Annotated in this window: 6 protein-coding genes; all 6 read right to left on the bottom strand. The window is 71.7% G+C overall.

The features are described from left to right. Window position 1: 1 nt before the first annotated feature. Window positions 2–1,585, bottom strand: a complete 1,584-nt coding sequence (locus tag N4G63_RS27220) for an MFS transporter (RefSeq protein WP_314600453.1) — start codon at window positions 1,583–1,585, stop codon at window positions 2–4. Window positions 1,586–1,593: 8 nt separating this feature from the next. Further along, window positions 1,594–2,760, bottom strand: coding sequence for a beta-galactosidase BglB (gene bglB, locus N4G63_RS27225; RefSeq protein WP_314600454.1), 1,167 nt, complete (start codon window positions 2,758–2,760; stop codon window positions 1,594–1,596). A 103-nt stretch (window positions 2,761–2,863) separates the two neighbouring features. After that, a complete protein-coding gene (locus tag N4G63_RS27230; protein ID WP_314600455.1) occupies window positions 2,864–5,527 on the bottom strand; it encodes a glycoside hydrolase family 2 TIM barrel-domain containing protein in 2,664 nt (887 codons plus the stop codon). Window positions 5,528–5,545: 18 nt separating this feature from the next. Next, window positions 5,546–9,580 carry a beta-galactosidase gene (locus tag N4G63_RS27235; RefSeq protein ID WP_314600456.1) on the bottom strand — a complete coding sequence of 1,345 codons (4,035 nt, stop codon included), beginning with the start codon at window positions 9,578–9,580 and terminating at the stop codon, window positions 5,546–5,548. Then, complete coding sequence (locus N4G63_RS27240; RefSeq protein ID WP_260791433.1) at window positions 9,580–11,499, bottom strand: rhamnogalacturonan lyase; 1,920 nt, start codon at window positions 11,497–11,499, stop codon at window positions 9,580–9,582. Before N4G63_RS27240 ends, N4G63_RS27235 begins: the two co-directional genes overlap by 1 nt. Window positions 11,500–11,507: 8 nt before the next feature. Next, window positions 11,508–14,693 (bottom strand): TonB-dependent receptor, encoded by a 3,186-nt coding sequence (locus tag N4G63_RS27245; protein ID WP_314600457.1) that lies wholly within the window; start codon window positions 14,691–14,693, stop codon window positions 11,508–11,510. Window positions 14,694–14,824 lie beyond the last annotated feature (131 nt).

Below are 14,824 nucleotides of genomic sequence, written 5' to 3' on the forward strand. Positions count from 1 at the left end.
GTCAGGTGGTACGCGGGCGCTCGGCACCCGCCTGGGCATCCGGCCCGCCGCGGCCCCACAGCTGCTCGTAGCGCCAGCCGGTGAGTTCTTCCACCACGCGGCCGCTGGCCGGCGAATCGGGCTGGGTGGCGCCGGCGCGCAGGCGCTCCACCTCCTGCATCAGCACCCAGTGCGAGGCGGCGTTCAGGCGGAAGCGCCAGGCCAGCAGCAGGCCGGCCAGCATCACCACGATGGGGCCGATGACCAGCACCGCGGTGACGGTGGCAATGGCCTCGGGCGTCTGGGTCAGCGCGGCACCGGGCGGGCGCATCTTGGGCGAGACATAGCCACCCAGGTCGATCAGCCAGCCGGTGGCCACGATGGCCAGGCTTTGCGCCAGCTTGCGCACCAGGGTCATCACGCCGGCAAAGATGCCTTCGCGGCGCTGGCCGGTGACGGCCTCGTCCACATCGGGCAGGTAGTTGTAGACCGACCAGGGCACGAAGTTCAGCGTGCCGCGGCCCAGGCCGGCCAGCACGATGGGCCCGAACAGCCAAACCCCCGACAGCGGCGCGTCGCCCGGCGCGCTGGCCAGGTACAGGCCGCCATACACCAGCAGCGCGGCGATGAACAGCGAGATCGCCACGCGGTACGCATGCAGCGGGCCGACCTGGATGACGATGCGGATGGCCACCATCACCGACACCAGCTGCGCCAGGTACATGGCCGTCATCAGCTGCGAGATGGCCAGCGTGGCGCCCATCAGCACCGTGGCCACGAAGATCGGGAAGGCGGTGTTGAAGATGTCCTGCGACAGGTAGCCGCCCAGGTACAGCGACAGGTGCTGGCGGAACGCGCGGATGCGCAGCGTGCTGGCCAGATCGCGGAACATGCGCCCGGGGATCTGCGCGGCCTCGGCCCAGTCGAGCCGCGCCACCGGCTGGGCCAGCTCGTCGGCGGTGTAGGGCCGCTCCCAGCTGGTGAGCAGCACGATCAGCACCACCAGCGAGAACAGGCCGCCGAAGATGGCCGCCATCCAGAAGAAGGGCTCGGTCGAATCCTTGCCGCCGAACTGGTTGATCAGCAGCGTGGGCAGGTAGCTGGCCAGCACCGCCGAGCCCTGGGCCACCAGCATGCGCGCGCCGGCAAAACGGGCCTTCTCCGCGTAGTCGGTGCTCATCTCGGCGGCCAGGGTTTCCCACGGAATGAGAAACATCGTGTACAGCAGCTCGAAGAAGATGAACACCGCCAGGTAGTACCAGAAGCCGTGGCCGGTGACGAACAGCAGCGCAAAGCTGGGCAGCAGCGGCAGCACCAGCAGCAGGAAGATGCGCCGCCGCCCGATGCGCCGGCCGATGGCGCTGTGGCGCAGGTTGTCGGACACATAGCCGATCAACGGGCAGCTGATCGCCTCGAGCAGGCGCGGCAGGCCCAGGATCAGGCCGGCCTCCACCGCCGTGAGGCTGCAGAAGCTGGTGAAGAAGTAGAACAGCCAGCCGGTGATCACCGCCTGGGCGCCGGCGCCGAGCATGTCGCCCGCGCCCCAGCCCCAGTAGTTCAGCCGCGTGGGCCGGCGCATGGGCACGGCGGAAGGTGCTGCAGCCATGGCCGTGCTCAGATGAAGCGGTGGTTGAACTCGACCAGGGCCAGCAGGGCCATGGCCTGGCCGAAGGGCATGCTGGTGAGCGGGATGTCCTTGTACTCCTGCAGGGTGTTGAACACCGGCGTGCCGAAGGACACCTGGGTCAGCTCGCCCGCGGCATTGATGTGGCGGCGCACCGCCAGCGCGGCACGGCGGCCCACGGCCTCGTACTCGGCCGGCAGCAGGCCCAGGCGCACACCCTTGAGGATGCCGTAGGCAAAGCCGGCGGTGGCCGCGGCCTCCTCGTACGAATCGGCGTCGTCGAGCAGGGTGCGCCACAGGCCGCCCTCGGTCTGCAGCGCGGCCAGCGCGCGCACCTGGGTGTGCAGCGTGTCGGCCAGGTGGCTGCGCAGCGCATCGCCCTCGGGCAGGTTCAGCATCTCGATGAACTCGGGGATCACGATCGTCACCCACGAGTTGCCGCGCGCCCAGCGCGCGCGGGCAAAGTGGTGGCGGCCGTCAAAGGTCCAGCCGTGAAACCACAGGCCGGTGGCCGGATCGCTGAGGTACTTGGTGTGCAGCAGGAACTGGCGCTTGGCCTCCTCGATGTAATGCGGCCGGCCCAGCACCTGGCCGATGCGCGCCAGCGGCAGCACGGTCATCATCAGCGTGTCGTCCCACAGCTGCTGGTGGTTGACGCTGTTGTAGACGATGTGCTGGAAGCCGCCTTCCTCGGTGCGCGGCAGGCCCTTCATCACCCACTCGGCCCACACCTCCAGGTAGGGCCGGTACGAGGGCTCGCCGCTGCGCTCGAACAGATTGGCCAGCGTGAGAAAGGGCGCCACGGTGTTGATGTTGCGCGAGGGCGAGCCCTCGGCAAAACGCGCGCGGAACCAGTCGGTCATCTGCTGCCAGGTGGCCGCGTCGCCGCTCATCTGCCACACCTTCCACAGGCCGTACAGGCCCACGCCCTGGGTCCACTCGAAGCCGTACCAGCTCTTGGTGTCGATGACGCGGCCGTCGTCGAGCTTCAGCAGAAAGCTGCCGTCCACGTCGCGGATGTTGACCAGGTTGTCGATGACGCGGCGGATGGTGTCCTGCCAGTCGGCACGCTCGGCGCCCAGGCCGGCCACGTGGTGGCCCAGCAGCGGGTGGATGCGCTCGGGGTGGGTGGGAACGAGAACTTGGTTGTGGCTCATGGTGATCGGTGCGGCAGCGGTGGCCGCCAAGGAAAATCGGGGCGTCGAAGATCGGGGGGGCGTCAGGACTCGGGGCGGCGAACAGGGCGCTGGGGCAAGGCTTTCAAAAACTCAGGTGGGCCGGCTGCAGCCCGGGTGCGCTGACCCGCAGACCCGGCGCGCTGGCCGGCACGGCCGCTGCGCCGGCCGGCGCCACGACACGCCGCAGCACCGCCAGCGCACGGCCCTCGTGCACCGCGTGCCGCTCATCGCGCGGGGGCTCAGTGTCGGCGAGCTGGCCGTTGCCGATGCCCAGGATTTCCACGCTGCCCTCCAGGCTGAACTGCAGGGTGTGCGTGGCGTCGGGCACGCGCTCGCCGGCGGCGTCCACCACCTCGGCCACCACCTGCAGCACGCCGTCGCCACCGGCATGGGCCAGCTGCAGGCGCACGGCCGTGGCCGAGCCGGCGCTGCGCAGGCGCTGGCGCGCCATCTCGCGGCCCTGCGCCAGGCCGATGGCCAGCAGCTCGCCGGGCTCGTGCGGCAGGCGCCAGCTGAGCACGCCGTCGACCGCCTGCGCGGCCTGCTGGCTGCCCAGCAGGCGGCCGTTGAGCCACAGCTGCACCTCGGGCGTGTTGGCGTAGGCGTGCACGATCATCGGCGTGCCGGCGGGCCAGCTCCAGTGCTGGGCCATCGGGCCGCGGCGCTGCGCGTCGAGCAGCGGCTGGCCCTGGCCCTGGCCGGCCGTGGCGGCCGTGGCGGCGGCCGGCAGGGCGGCCACCGGCGCCACCGCCAGGTGAACCACCGGCTGCGCGCTCCACAAGGCCTCGCGGAAGGCGCCGCGCGGCTTCAGGAACCCGGCCAGATCGAACAGGCCGAAATCGGCGCCGCGCTGCGGCCAGGCCTTGGCCTCGCCCAGGTAGTCGAAACCCGTCCACAGAAACTGCGCGCTGATGTAGGGCAGGTCGCGCACCGCCGCCCAGGCGCGGTAGTCGTGGCTGTTCTCGCTGCCGTAGATCACGCGCCGCGGGTGGCGCGCATGGTCTTCGGCATAACGGGCCTCCTGGTAGTTGTAGCCCACCACGTCCAGCAGCGCGGGCAGGCCCACCGCGTCGGACATCGGCAGCGAGGCCAGCGCGGCCGTGACCGGGCGGCTGGGATCGAGCGCGCGCACCGCGGCCACCAGCGGCCGCGCCAGGCGCACCAGATCGGCCGCCGGCGGGTGGTGCGGCCGGTAGCGCGGGCCCAGCACCGGGTGGCTGAACGGATCGTTCGGGTAGTCGACTTCGTTGCCGATGCTCCACATCACCACGCTGGGGTGGTGGCGGTCGCGGCGCACCATGTCCTGCACGTCGCGCAGGGCCCAGTCGTCGAAGTGTTCGGCCGCACCGTGGCGGCTGGGCAGACCGACGTTCCAGCCCTCCACCCACTTGTTCTTGGCCGGTGTGAACTCGTCCAGCGCCTCCACCTGCACCAGCAGGCCCAGCCGGTCGGTCAGGTCGAGCAGCTCGGGCGCCGGCGGGTTGTGGCTGGTGCGGATGGCGTTGACGCCCAGCGCCTTGAGCTGCAGCAGGCGCCGCTCGAGCACCGAGCGCGGCACCGCTGCGCCCAGGCTGCCGGCGTCGTGGTGCAGGGCCACGCCCTTGAGCTTGAGGGCCTGGCCATTGAGCTCGAAGCCGCGGTCGGGCGTGAAGCGGATGCTGCGGATGCCGAAGGGCGTCTCGGTCTGGTCGATCACGCCGCCATCGGCGGCCAGCAGCGCGCTGCGCAGGCGGTGCAGCTGCGGCGTGGCCGGCGACCAGCGCGCCGGCAGCGCCAGCGTGAAGCGCTGGCCCCGCACGGCCTGCGCGCCGGCGGCCAGGCGCAGCGGCTGGCGCTGCTGGGCCAGCAGGCGGCCGTCGGGCGCCAGCAGCTGGGTGTGCAGTACCGCGGCGCGCGGCGCGGCGTCGGTGTTCAACACGGTGGTCTGCACCTGCACTGTGGCCCGCGCCGCGCCGGCCTCGGGCGTGAGCACCACCACGCCCTGCGGCGCCAGCTGCAGTGCATCGCTGCCCACCAGGCGCACGTTGCGGTAGATGCCCGAGCCGGTGAACCAGCGCGAGTCGGTCTGGCGCGAGCGGTCGACCCGCAGCGCCAGCACATTGGGCGCATCGGCACGCAGGTGGCGGCTGAGCTCGAAGCGCATCGGCAGGTAGCCGTTGGGGCGCCCGCCCAGGCGATGGCCGTTGAGCCAGACCTCGGCATGGTCCATCACGCCGTCGAACTCGATGGCCCAGCGGCGCGGGCCGGTGGCCGGGGCACGGGCGGAGTTGGCGCGGTTGGCGGGGCCGGCCGGGCTGGTGGCGCTGGAGGCACGGCCGGGGCTGGCGGCGGCGCCGTGCGCCAGCGCGTCGGGCAGGCGCAGGCGGTACCAGCCCACGCCGCCGGCGGCATGGCCGTTGCCGCTGCCGTGGCCGGGCGCGAAGGGCTCGTCCATGCTCCAGTCGTGCGGCACGCGCACGCTGCGCCAGCGGCTCTCGTCGTGGCCGGCCTGCATGGCGCTGGGCGCGTCGCCGCGGCTGAAGCGCCAGCCTTCTTCCAGCGGCAGCACCACGCGGCCCGGCAGCGCTGCCCCGGGCGCCGGGCCGCCCGCCGTGGCCGCTGCGGCGGGCGCCGGCGCTGCGGCCCGGGCCGGCATGGCGGCCATCAGCAGCCACAGCAGTGCGGCGGTGCCGCACCTGGCGACCGAGGCAACCGTGGCAGCCACGGCCGATGGTCCGGTGGCCAGCGCGAGCAGGGCAGACAGCATGGCATGGCCCCTTGCGGCTCAGCGCTGCAGCTGGCGCGGCTGCGGCACCGGCTCGGCGGCCACGCCGCCGCGGCTGTGCTGCAGCGTCACCAGCTTCAGCGGCTCGAGCCGGTTGCCCGGCTGGCCATCGGTGGTGACGGCCAGCGCCAGCGTGTTGTCGCCACGCGGGTTCAGGATGCCCGGCGGCAGCACGAACACGCGCTGCGGGCCGATGTGGGCGATGAACTGGCCGAGGTTCCATCCGTTCACGAAGATCAGCGCGCGGTACTCGGCATCGGGCGAGCGCGGCAGCGTGGTGTCGCCGAAGGCCAGGCCCAGCTGGGTGTCGTGGCCCTCGGGCAGATCGAGCGTGAAGCGGGTGCGCAGCCAGTGCGTGCCGGCGCCGGGCAGGGCGGCGCCCGGTGCCGCGGCCTGCCAGCCGGCGGCGGCCGCGGCCGCGGCGGGTTCAGGCACGGGCTCGGCCATCGGCAAATGCCAGCCCTGGCGCTCGCCGCCCAGGCCACCGTTGTTGTAGGGGCCGCGCACCAGGTCGGCGATCAGCTCGGGCGCGCCCTGCAGCCGCCAGGCGACGGGCACGGCAAAACGCTGGCCGGCCCGCGGCGCCAGCGACACGCTGATCAGGCCGCGCGCCTCCTTGTGCGCGTCGTCGGCAAACAGGTCCCAGTTGTGGCCCATGTTGCGCACCATCACCGCGATCACATGCTCGCCGGGCGACAGATCCTTCAGCGTGACGCGCCAGGTATCGGTGGTTTCAGGAAAGGCGCGGCCGGTGTCCAGCTCGTGCTGGCCGATGAAGCGGCCGTCCACCCACACCTGCACCAGGCCGGCCCCCCCGGCGCCATAGAACAGCTGCAGGTCCAGCGGCGCGCTGCCGGCCGGCGTGCCGGCGCCGGTGGTGAAACGGCCGCGGTACCAGATGTCGCCACGGTGAAAGCCGTAGTCGCTCATCGCCAGCACCGGCTGGCCTTTTTCGGACGCGGTGTACACCTGGGCGGCCGAGCCCGGTGCATCGGCCGCGCGCCAGCGGCTGTCGTCGAAGTCGGGCCGGGTCTCGGCCTGGTCGCTGCGCTGCTGCCAGGGCTGGCGCATCAGATCAGGCAGGCGCAGCGCCGCCGGCCCGGGCAGCGCCTGGCGCGTGACCAGGCTGGCGCCGCCGTCGCCGGCATGCGGCATCAGCGCCAGCTCGGCACCGTTCCACTGCAGGCGCCTGGCGCCGGCGGCGGCCCACAGGCGCAGCGGGCTGGCGGCCTGGGTGTCGCCGCTCAGCTGCAGCAGCTCGCCATGCAGCGCGGCGCGGCGCGGCAGGGCCGGGCTGTGCAGCAGCAGCGGCGGCGTGCCGGCCGCGGCGCCGGCCAGATCGAGCAGCCAGAACTGCGCGATGGTGGCCTCGTCGGCGATCAGCAGGCGCAGCGGCGGGCGGCCGCCGCCGCGGACTTCGAGCTCCACCAGGCCCTGGTGGCGCAGGTTCAGGCGCAGGTCGCCGCGCGCGGCATCCCAGTGGCTCTGCACCTCGCCGGCCAGCACCCGCAGCTGCGGCTGGCTGGCGTAGCGCAGCACGGTCTCGCTGTGCTGGCCGCTGCGGCCATGCAGCACCAGCAGATCGTGCTCGCCCAGGCGCTGCTGGGCCCACAGCTCGGCGCTGGTGTAGACCAGGCGCTGGCGCTGCAGGTCGGCCGCGGCCAGCATGAACTTGCCGTCCTGCCCCACCAGCTGCAGGCGGCCCGACTGCGGAATGCGGTAACGCCCATCCACCGTGTCCAGCGTGAACGAGAAGCTCTGCTCGCCGGTGGCCGACGAGGGCTGCTGCACCGCGAACAGCACATGGCTGTTCAGCGCCCGGTTGACGTTGTGGTACAGCCGCACGGCGGGGTTGTCGACGCTGAGCGCCGGGCCGATGTCCATCTGCGCCAGGTGCGCGTTGGCTGCGGCGACGAAGCGGCCAATGGCCTTCAGGCCCAGCGCCTTGTCGCGCAGGCCGCGGGCCTCGTCGATGGGCGCGCCGTAGTCGTAGCTGCTGAACACCACCGGCGCGGCCTGCCAGCCCCAGCTGGTGCCGCCAAAGCCCATGTAGATGCTGTGGATGACGATGCGGTTGATCAGGTTGCTGCCGTAGAACAGCCGCTGGTAGCCCACGCCCTGGCGCTGTGCCGTGCAGCCGTAGGTGCCGTTGCTGCCCCAGTAGTCAAACCAGCCGGCACCGATCTCGGCACCGAAGCCCGGCGTGTGCGGCGAGGCCAGGGCACCCACCCTGGGCAGGTTCTTGCCGTACAGGCCCCAGTCGGGCGCGGCGGCCGGCGTGCCGGGGCGGCCCTGCACATCGCACACACCGCCGGGGTAGCCGTCAAAGGCATACAGGTCGGTGGGGCCGGGGTTGGCAAAGGGCGCACTGCTGTTGCGCGGCGTCCAGTCGGGCAGGCGCGAGGCGGCGTTGTGGAACAGCGGCACGCTGATGCCGTCGGCACGCGCCTTGTCGGCCAGAAACTGCATGTGCCGGGCGTTCTTGGGCTGCACCGAGAACTGCTCGTTCTCGAGCTGGTACGCGATCACCGTGCCGCCGCCGGTGCTGAGCTGGTGGCGCGCGATGATGGCGTTGACCTGGGTCAGCCACTCGCCGGCCGCGGCCTGGTACTCGGGTGCGTCGGTGCGGGCCTCGGCCTTCTGCCGCGTCACCCAGCCCGGAAAGCCGCCCATGCTCAGCTCGGCGTTCACATAGGGCCCTGGCCGCACGATGACGTACAGGCCTTCTTCTGCGGCCATGCGCAGCAGGCGCTCGAGATCGCGCACGCCGCTGAAGTCGTAGTGCCCCGGTGCGGGCGAGTGGTAGCCCCAGGCAAAGTACAGCGCCACCGCGTTCAGGCCCATGGCCTTGTACTTCTGCAGCACATCGCGCCACAGGCCGGGGCTGGGCAGGCGGAAGGGGTGGAACTCGGCCGCCCAGATCAGCTGGCGCTCGCCGTCGATCATCAGGCTGTGGGCGTCCCAGCTGATCTTGCGCGGTCGGCCCTGCGCTGCGGTGGCGCGCTCGAGCACGGCCGCATCCTCGGCCAGCACGGTGAAGTGGCGCGCGCTGCCGCTCAGGCCCACCACCTCGCGGCGCGGGCTCCAGCTGGCCAGGCCGTCAAAGCTGTCGCTGGCGTAGATGCGCTTGTCGCGGTAGCTGTCGAGAAAGATGCGCCAGCCGCGCCGCCCCTGCGCATCGACGATGGGCACCAGTGCCTGGCCTTCCAGCCAGGTGGCCTGCTCGCCGCTGCCGCCGGCCCAGCCGGCCCAGTCGCCGGTGCGGTCGTAGACCCAGGGGCCGTCCAGGCGCTCGGCCACGGCGCGCTCGATCAGCTTGCTGCTCTCGTTCTTGGTGAAGGCCACATAGCGCCCGCCCTCGCGCACCACGAAGGTATCGATCGGGTTGCGCTCCAGGCCCTGCAGGCGCACCGGGGCGCCAAAGCGGCCGGCCTCGGGCTGCAGTGCCGGCAGGCGCCAGGCGGCAAAGCTGCCGGCCGGCTGGCCTTGTGCGTTGACGCCACCGGTCGACACCGAGACCACCAACGACAGCGCGCCGTCGGCATCGCGAAACCACTCGGGCCCCCACACCTGGGTGGCCACGGCGCTGCTGCCGGGCAGGGCCACCGGCACATCGGCCACATGCTGCCACTGGCGCAGGTTGCACGAGCGCGCCAGGCCGAAGTGGCTGCCCTGCCAGCCGGTGGTGTAGGCCACGGCCCAGCAGCCATCGGCCAGGCGGGTGATCGACGGATCGCGCAGCAGGCCCTTGGGCGGCTGCCAGGCCTCGCTGGCCAGCACCGTGAAGCTCTGGCCATCGGCGGCCGAGGTGAACAGGCCCAGCCGGTTTTGCGAAGTGGCGTGAAAGGCCGACACCAGAAAGCGCTGGCCAGCCGCCGGGCCCGGGCCGCGCGCAGCACCTGCCGCCGCGGCCGGCGTGGGCGCCGGCGCCGTGGCGGCGGCCCCCTGCACCACCTGGCCGGGCAGGTCTTGTGCGCGTGTGGCGGGGCAGGCCAGCAGGCCGGCGGCCAGCGAGAGCAGGGCGATGGGGCGCATCAGGGCAGTCGGGCGGGATTCACGCTGACGGCAGCGGGATCGAAGGAGGGATGGGGTGGCTGGTTGTAGCCGGCGTTCTGTGCCGCCACCTGGGCGCGGTACTGGCGGTCGCTCATCAGCCAGGGCAGGCGGTGGGCACTGGGGTGCGGCGTGCTGGCGATCAGCAGCGCCTGGTTGTCGGCGCTGCGCCAGACCACCTCCTCGCGCCAGTCACCCAGGATGTCGGCGCTGAACACCGGCGTGGCCTTGGTGCCGTTGTTCGAGGCCGCACCCAGCGGGCCGGCCTCGAGCAGCGGCAGCAGGCGCGCCTCGGCCGGCTGCCACTTGGCGATGGTGGTCTTGTCGAGCGGCTCGCGCAGCAGGTCGCCGTCCCACCAGACGCCAAAGTTCACCATGCGCGGGCGCTGCTCGCCGATCACCTGGCCGCGGGCATTGAACAGCGGGCCCACCGAGGCCCAGCACTCGACACCGGCATGCGCGGGGTCGATGTCGAGGCACAGGCCGCGGCCGATGTCCTTGCGGTCGCCCGGGTGGCTCCACAGCAGCGCGCCGCTGGCCGCGTCGTGCATCTCGATGGCGTGTTCGCCATACACGCGCGGGCTCTCGTGCACCATGAACACCTGCAGCCCCGGCCGGGTGGGGTCGAGCCGCCCGACATGCAGTGCGTCGCCATGGCCCAGTCCGGTGCTGTATTTCAGGCGGCCGTCGTGGCCGATGGTGGCCGCGCCGTAGACGATGTCGTCATGGCCGTCGGCATCGACATCGGCCACCGAGAACCAGTGCGCGCCCTGGCCCGCCGCGGGCGCACTGGCGGCATCGGCGGCGCTGTCGAACAGCCAGCGCTGGCGCAAGGCACCGTCGCGCCAATCCCAGGCGGCCAGCACGGCGCGGGTGTAGTAGCCGCGCGAGAACACCGCGCTGGGCCGCTGGCCGTCCAGCCAGGCCAGCCCGGCCAGAAAACGGTCGGCGCGGTTGCCGTAGTCGTCGCCCCAGTCGGCCACGCGGCCGCGCGCCGGCAGGTAGGGCGCGCTGGCCAGCACCGCCCCCGACAGGCCGTCAAACACGGTCATGAACTCGGGCCCGTCCAGCACCAGGCCGCGCGCGTTGGCATGGCGCGCGGCGGCATCGCCCAGCACGCGGCCGCGGCCGTCCACCGTGGCGTCGGCGGTGCGCAGCATCAGCTCGGCGCGGCCGTCACCATCGAGATCGGCGGCGACAAAGGGTGTGTAGTGCGCCCCCGAGCGGATGTTGGGGCCCAGATCGATGCGCCACAGCCGCGTGCCGTCCAGCCGGTAGGCATCCACCAGCGTGGGCGCGGTGTGGCCGGCCTGCGAGTTGTCCTTGGCATTGGCCGGCTGCCACTTCAGCACGATCTCGAACTGGCCGTCGCCGTCCAGATCGGCCGGCGCGCCGTCGTTGGCCTCGTAGGGCACGGGCGTGCCGTCGGCGGCCATCCAGTCGGCCGGGCGCTGCAGCGGCACGCGCAGCAGCGGGCCGTTGAGAGCCAGCACGGTGGCATCGGGCACCGTTGCCGCGGCTGGCGCCGCGGCCCCTGCGCCACCCAGCACACGCAGGCTGTAGCGTGCGCCCGGCAGCGGCTGCGCATCGAGCCACTGGCTGGCAGCGGTGGGCTCGCGGTGCAAGGGCTGGCCGTTGCGCAGCAGCACGAAGCGCGTGCCGCGCTCGGCATCGCCGGGCAGCCAGCGCCAGCTGATCAGCTGCCCGCCCTCGGCCGTGGGCACGGCCACCGCCGCACGCGCCGCAGCCAAGGGCCCGGCCGCCGCCACCGAGGGCTGCGCCGGGCCCGGCAGCGCGCACGCCGCCAGCCCCTGAAAGACCGCCACCGCGGCCAGCATGGCCAGCGCCGAAGCGGGCGCCGGAAGCCGCAGGCAGCGCGTGAGGCGGGGGCGTGCGCGCATGCCCGGGCTCAGAGCTTGAAGCCCACGCTCAGGTAGTAGCGGCGGCCCGACCAGGCCAGCTCGTTGGGCCGGCTGAGATCGCCCGAGTAGCTGAGCTCGGCCTGGTCAAGCAGGTTCTTGGCCTCGAAGGACACGGTGATCTGCTTGTTCAGGCGCAGCTGCAGCTTGGCGTCCAGGTAGCCCGAGCCGTCGCGGAAGTTCGGATTGCCCGACACATCCAGGCCCCCGCTGAAGTACTTGTTGCGGTGGTGGTAGGCCAGCCGGGCGTTGACCAGGCCCTGGTCGTACCACAGGCCCAGGTTGTAGGCGTTTCTCGACAGGCCCGGGTAGGGCAGCACGCTGCCGTCCAGCGGGTTGATCAGCTCGTTGCCGGCCGAGTACTTGAAGTTCATCAGCGTGTAGTTGGCGTCCACGCCAAAGCCGCTCAACCAGCCCGGCAGGAAGGTCAGCGCGGTGCGGCCGGCCAGCTCCAGACCGAAGGTCTGGGCGCCCTGGCCGTTGACCGCCTGGGTCACGTCGAAGAGCCGGCCATCACCGAAGAAGTCGACCCCGGCGCGGTAGACGCCGGTGCGCACATAGGTGTCGATGTCGGTCTTGAACACCGCGGCGCTGACCTGCGAGTCGCGGCTCGGGTAGTACTCCAGGCTCAGGTCGTACTTGGTGGCGCGGTAGGGCTTCAGGTCGGGGTTGCCAGCCGTGCAGTCGTCGGTGCCGTCGCCACCAAACTGCGAATTGCCGCTGTTCTCGGTGCAGGTGACGTTGGGCGCCAGCAGGTTCAGCGCCGGGCGCGCCATCACCTTGGCCCAGCCGCCGCGCAGGAACAGGCGGCCCTTCATCAGCTGCAGCGTGGCGTTCAGGCTGGGCAGCACGTCGTTGTAGGTGTTGTCGATCGACACGATGGTGTTGCGCACCACGCGGTCATTGAAGGTGGTGCTGCCCACCGCGGTCTCGACGCGCAGGCGCTCGCTGAACAGGCCGGTCGACTGCACATTGGTGCGGGTGAAGCGCAGGCCCAGGTTGCCATCGAGCGCCAGCCCGGCCACGTCGGTGCCCCAGTCCAGGCGCGCATAGCCGGCCTGGATGCGCTCGCGGATGTCGAAGGCCGGGATCTGCGGAAAGACCTTGCCGTCACTGCCGATCGTGCTGTAGAGGTTGGCCTGGTTGAACGCGCTGGTGTCGAAGCTGCCCGAGCCTGCGGCGGCGGCGTAGCTGGGCGCGGTCCAGGAGCTGGGTGCGCCCGCCAGGCCGTAGCCGCCGAAGAAGGTGCCGGGCGAGCGCGACTTCACCGCATTGACCAGCTGCTGCATCGTGGCGGCATTGACGTACGAGGTGCGGTACGCGCCGTTGATGAAGCTCTGGCTGTCGTTGGGACGCTGCGCGGTGCCGGTGTAGAGCGGATCGAAGACGATGGTCTGGTTGACGTTGGCGCCGCGGGCGTTGATGTCCACCGCCTCTTCGCTGTTGGACAGGCTGCCGTTGTTCTGCACCAGGTAGCCACCGCCGTTGTACTGCCTCGAGCTCGACTCGCGCGCCTGGCCGCCGAACCAGATGCGGCTGAGCACGTTGTGGTCGAGCGCGTACTGGAAGTCGAGCTTGGCCTGGCGCTCGGTGTTGGCCGTGGCCGAAGGCCGGTACTGCAGCTGCGCCTGCACGTACGAGCTGGCGTCGTCGGGGCTGTAGCCGCTGGGAAACACGAACTGCGGCAGGCGGTTGGCATCGAGCTTGACCACCAGTCCCGGCGCGTTCTGCGTCAGCACGATGTTGTTGCTCTCGCTCTTGTAGTCGGAGCTCGAGTCGACCAGCAGGCCTTCGATCTTCCAGCGGTCGTTCTTGTAGTTGAAGCCGCCGGTGGTGTACTTGCTCTGGATGTCGAGCGCGAAGTCGCGCGCCGCGGTGCTGAAGGCACCCTGGCCGCCCTGGCCGCCCACCGACAGGCAGTTGCCCACCGTGTACTGGGTGACGTGGTGGTTCTCGACCACCATGCCCGCCGGCAGCACGGCCGCGCTGCCGTTGATGGCCGTGCAGGCGCCGGCCGTGGCCACCGTGCCATTGGCCGCATACACCGGCAAGCGGCCGGCCGACGACAGGCGCGTGGTGGCCGTGAGGTCGGTGCCGAAGTTCATGTCGTTGAGCCGCTGCGCCTGGGTGTTGACCTGGTGGCTCAGGTACACGTCGAGTTCGGGGCTCACCTGGTACTGCGCGGTCAGCTCGGCCGAGCTGCGCTTGTGATCACGCTCCCAGATGCCATAGCGCGAGATGCGCGGCGAGTAGTCGAACCACTGGCGCTGGCAGTTGGTGCGGTCGGTGGTGTTGCTGAACGCGCTGGTGCAGTCGGCATAGTTCTGCACCGCGGCCATGGCCGAGTTGGTGCTGACCACGGTCTTCTCGGCCGAGTTGTCCCAGTCGCGCAGAAACGCCCACGAGGTGTTGCGGGCGAAGTCGCCGCGGGTGTGCACCTGGTCGTACACCAGGTTGGCCATCACGCCCAGCTTGCCATCGAGAAACTTGTCGGCCAGCAGCAGGCTGCCGCGCGGCTGCACGCCACCGCGCAGGCTGGCGCTTTCAGCCGACAGCGTGCCGGCGATGGTGCGCTCCTTGAACTGCAGCGGCTTGCGCGTGGTGATGCGCACCGTGCCGCCCACGCCGCCTTCGGTCATGTCGGCGGTGCTGCCCTTGATCACGTCGATCGACTGGATCAGCTCCGACGCCAGCTCGCGCAGCTCGGCACCGCGGCCCGCGCCGCCATTGGTGCCCAGCACCGAGGCGCCATTGATCTCCACGCGGTTCAGGTCGGGCTCGACGCCGCGGATCGACACCTGCGAGCCCTCGCCGAATTCGCGCGAGAGCTGAACACCGGTCACGCGCGACAAGGCCTCGCCGACGTTCTTGTCGGGAAACTGGTCGATGTCTTCGGCCACGATGCTGTCCTGCACCGTCGAGGCATTGCGCTTGCGCGCGATCGCGCCCTGGATGGATGCGCGAGTGCCCTGGATCTCGATCACCGTGGGCTGCGCCGCATCCGGCTTGCGCGCCGCGGCCGCCGCACGCGGCGCCGAGGCTGCCGAGGCAGGGGCGGCTGCGGCCGCCGGGGCCGCGGTTTGTGCCAGCACCGGCAACGAGGACACCAGCGCGGCAGCCGCCAGCGCAATGCCGCGCGGCCGCAGGGCCAGCGCGGCAGAACAATTCTTCTTCATGGTCGAAGTCTCCGTTGCGCCGCCCGCTTCCTGGGGTCGGCTGTTGATGTCCTCGGCCAGCGCTTGCGCGGCTGGCCCGACCTCCGCAGCAGGCGGTGTCGGAAGCACCCGCCGGGGCGGGTGGGGGTCGT

The organism is Aquabacterium sp. OR-4 (assembly GCF_025290835.2).
Classification (GTDB): Bacteria; Pseudomonadota; Gammaproteobacteria; order Burkholderiales; family Burkholderiaceae_C; genus Pseudaquabacterium.

Bases quoted from the DNA above. Each gene is read 5' to 3' on its own strand.
- N4G63_RS27220 (WP_314600453.1), bottom strand. From the start codon at position 1,585: ATGGCTGCAGCACCTTCCGCCGTGCCCATGCGCCGGCCCACGCGGCTG.
- N4G63_RS27240 (WP_260791433.1), bottom strand. From the start codon at position 11,499: ATGCGCGCACGCCCCCGCCTCACGCGCTGCCTGCGGCTTCCGGCGCCC.
- N4G63_RS27235 (WP_314600456.1), bottom strand. From the start codon at position 9,580: ATGCGCCCCATCGCCCTGCTCTCGCTGGCCGCCGGCCTGCTGGCCTGC.
- bglB (WP_314600454.1), bottom strand. From the start codon at position 2,760: ATGAGCCACAACCAAGTTCTCGTTCCCACCCACCCCGAGCGCATCCAC.
- N4G63_RS27245 (WP_314600457.1), bottom strand. From the start codon at position 14,693: ATGAAGAAGAATTGTTCTGCCGCGCTGGCCCTGCGGCCGCGCGGCATT.
- N4G63_RS27230 (WP_314600455.1), bottom strand. From the start codon at position 5,527: ATGCTGTCTGCCCTGCTCGCGCTGGCCACCGGACCATCGGCCGTGGCT.